Source organism: Actinomadura logoneensis, from assembly GCF_003428695.1.
Classification (GTDB): domain Bacteria; phylum Actinomycetota; class Actinomycetes; order Streptosporangiales; family Streptosporangiaceae; genus Spirillospora; species Spirillospora logoneensis.
The window spans coordinates 1-2,941 of the sequence record NZ_QURH01000064.1 but is presented as its reverse complement, the minus strand read 5'-3'; the positions used below and the strand labels follow the sequence as shown (position 1 = coordinate 2,941).

Annotated in this window: 3 protein-coding genes and 1 pseudogene; all 4 read right to left on the bottom strand. The window is 73.5% G+C overall.

Going from position 1 to position 2,941, the window contains the following annotated elements:
- The coding region (locus DZF91_RS03140; RefSeq protein WP_199486368.1) for a translation initiation factor IF-2 N-terminal domain-containing protein at nucleotides 1-332 on the bottom strand (332 nt) is incomplete at its 3' end.
- 108 nt (nucleotides 333-440) lie between these two features.
- Nucleotides 441-749: a YlxR family protein gene (locus tag DZF91_RS03135; RefSeq protein ID WP_117355993.1), complete on the bottom strand. Its 309-nt coding sequence runs from the start codon at nucleotides 747-749 to the stop codon at nucleotides 441-443.
- A gap of 4 nt (nucleotides 750-753) precedes the next feature.
- On the bottom strand, nucleotides 754-1,860 hold the full coding sequence (gene nusA / locus DZF91_RS03130; RefSeq protein WP_117355994.1) for a transcription termination factor NusA: 1,107 nt from the start codon (nucleotides 1,858-1,860) through the stop codon (nucleotides 754-756).
- A gap of 187 nt (nucleotides 1,861-2,047) precedes the next feature.
- Nucleotides 2,048-2,659: pseudogene (gene rimP, locus DZF91_RS03125) on the bottom strand (ribosome maturation factor RimP); the annotation flags it as partial.
- Nucleotides 2,660-2,941: the final 282 nt, after the last annotated feature.

Below are 2,941 nucleotides of genomic sequence, written 5' to 3'. Positions count from 1 at the left end.
CCCTGCGGGCGCGGACCGGGGGCGGGACGCGGGCCGGGACGCGGGCCCGGCGCGGGACGGGACTCGCCCGTCGTGGAAGGGGTGCCCGCGCCGTTGCCCGAGGGGCCCGGCTTGGGCGGGGTGGGCCGGGGAGCCTGCGGCTTCTTCCCGGCCTTGGGGCCGGGCTTGCCGGACCCCTGATTGAAAGCTTCTGTGAGCCTGCGGACGACCGGCGCCTCTATCGTCGAGGACGCCGAACGTACGAACTCGCCCATCTCCTGGAGCTTGGCCATGACGACCTTGCTCTCGACACCGAACTCCTTGGCGAGTTCGTAAACCCGGACCTTCGCCACTGCACTCCCTACTCGGTCCGGGGGTGCGGCCTCCGGACCGTCGTTACCTTGCCGTACTCATCGCGGCGTGCTCATCGAGCGCTCATAGCAATCTCGACCTGCTTCCGACTAGACGTCGCTTACCGTTCGGCCATCCTGCTGCTGCGCGGCGTACGCCGCAAGTGCGGATTCCAGCCCGCTGTGATCGAGCGGCCCCTGGACGCGAAAGGCCCGGGGGAACGCCCGACGCTTGACGGCGAGCTGGAGGCACTTCGGATCGGGGTGCAGATGAGCGCCCCGGCCCGGAAGCCGCCCTCGCGGATCGAGGACGATGACACCGTCATCGTCCCGTACCACCAGGCGCAACAGGTCGGACTTGGCCGTGCGAACCCGGCAGCCCACGCACGTTCGTACGGGGACCGCCCGGTCACCACCCATCAGTCTACCGCGCCGAGGCGTCTGCGGGACCTGCCGCCGGGGCGGCGGACGAAGAAGATCCGGTTTCGCCCGATCCGGAGCCGCTCCGGGGAGCCTCCTCGGACCGGTTCCCGGACCCGCCGGGCCGCCCCTCCGAGCCGGCGCCCGGCCCCTCGGCCGTCTCGGTGTCGGACCGGATGTCGATCTTCCAGCCGGTCAGCCGCGCGGCCAGCCGGGCGTTCTGCCCCTCCTTGCCGATCGCGAGGGAGAGCTGGTAGTCGGGCACGACGACGCGGGCGGTGCGCGCCGCCTCGTCCACCACGGTGACGCTGTTCACCCGGGCGGGCGACAGCGCGTTGCCGACGAACTCGGCCGGGTCGTCCGACCAGTCGACGATGTCGATCTTCTCGCCGTGCAGCTCGGCCATCACGTTGCGGACCCGGCTGCCCAGCGGGCCGATGCAGGCGCCCTTGGCGTTCACGCCGGGCTTGCGCGAACGCACCGCGATCTTGGTGCGGTGGCCGGCCTCGCGGGCGATCGCGGCGATCTCGACGGTGCCGTCGGCGATCTCCGGGACCTCCAGCGCGAACAGCTTCCTCACCAGGTTCGGGTGGGTGCGCGACAGCTGCACCGACGGGCCGCGGTGGCCCTTGCGGACCTGCACCACGTAGGCGCGCAGCCGCTCGCCGTGCTCGTACCGCTCGCCGGGCACCTGCTCCTGCGGCTGCAGGATCGCCTCGAGCTTGCCGAGGTCGACCAGCACGTTCCGCGGGTCCTTGCCCTGCTGGATGATCCCGGAGACGATGTCGCCCTCGCGCTCGGCGAACTCGCCGAGGGTCAGCTCGTCCTCGGCGTCGCGCAGCTTCTGCAGGATGACCTGCTTGGCCGTGGTCGCCGCGATCCGGGAGAAGTCGTCCGGGGTGTCGTCGTACTCCCGGACGGCCGTGCCCTCCTCGTCGGTCTCGGTCGCCCACACGGTGACGTGGCCGGTCGAGCGGTCGAGCTCGACGCGCGCGCGGGTGGCCGCGCCCTCGCCCCGGTGGTAGGCGATCAGCAGCGCGTCTTCGATGGCCTTGACGGCGACGTCCAGCGAGATGTCCTTCTCGCTCTCCAGCAGCCGCAGGGCTGTCATGTCGATGTCCACGAGGCTCCCCCCTCTATTCCGGCTCGGCCGGAGAACGTGTTTCCTCGGCCTCGCCCGCGGGGTCGTCCACGGGCTCGCCGCCGCCGTGCCCGCCGGTCTCCTCGCCGTCGGCGCCGTCGGCGTCGGCGGTGCGGCCGCCGTCGGCGGCGGCGCTGTCGTCGGCGGTGTCGGCGGTGTCGGCGGTGTCGGCCTCGGAGCGGAACTCGACCTGCACGCGGCCGGGGCCGAGGTCGGCGAGCGCGAACTCGCGCCGCACCGGCTTGACCGGACGGCCCTTCACGGCCTTGCCCTTGGCGGGCGTGACGTCGATGACGACGGCGTCGTCGTCGGCGGAGACCACGCGGCCCTCGATCTGGCCGGTCTCCTCCCCCGTCAGCGGGACGACCACCAGCCGTCCGGCGGCGCGCCGCCAGTGCCGGGCCTCGGTGAGCGGGCGGTCGACACCCGGCGAGGTGACCTCGAGCACGTACGGGGCGGTGCCCATGACGTCGGAGGCGTCCAGCAGCTCCGACGCCACCCGGCTCACCTCGGCGACGTCGTCGAGGCTGACCCCGCCGTCGCCGTCCACGACGATCTTGACCAGCCGGCGGCGTCCGGCCGGACGCACCTCCACGGCCTCCAGGTCCAGTCCGGCCTCCGCCACGGCGGGCGCGAGCAGCGTGGACAGCCCGTCGGCCGTCCGGTCGCGGGACCCTCCGGCCCCGGCGGCCGCGGCCGGGCCCCCGGTCGGGGCCTCCGCGCCGGCGCGGCCCCGGTGAGCGCTGCCGCCACGGGACTCGACGCTCATGGGACCTCCTCCTGTTGTGCGGAATCCACCGTGTGTCCGGTGACCCCTCAAGACTATCGACAGCCGGACACCTCAGCGGCCTTTCGGACAGCTCACCGGCGTGCCGCCGGGGCGCCGTGGAGCCCGTGGAGGCCGGGATGTGGGATGCTTGGCCTCTCCACCCACCCCTCGTGATCCGGTGAGGAGTCGCGCGTGCCCGAGGCCGCGGCCGGGAAGGGCCTGTCCACGCGTCCGGCGGCGCCGCCCGCGGCACCGCGCCCGGCGGAACCCGGAACACGGGCG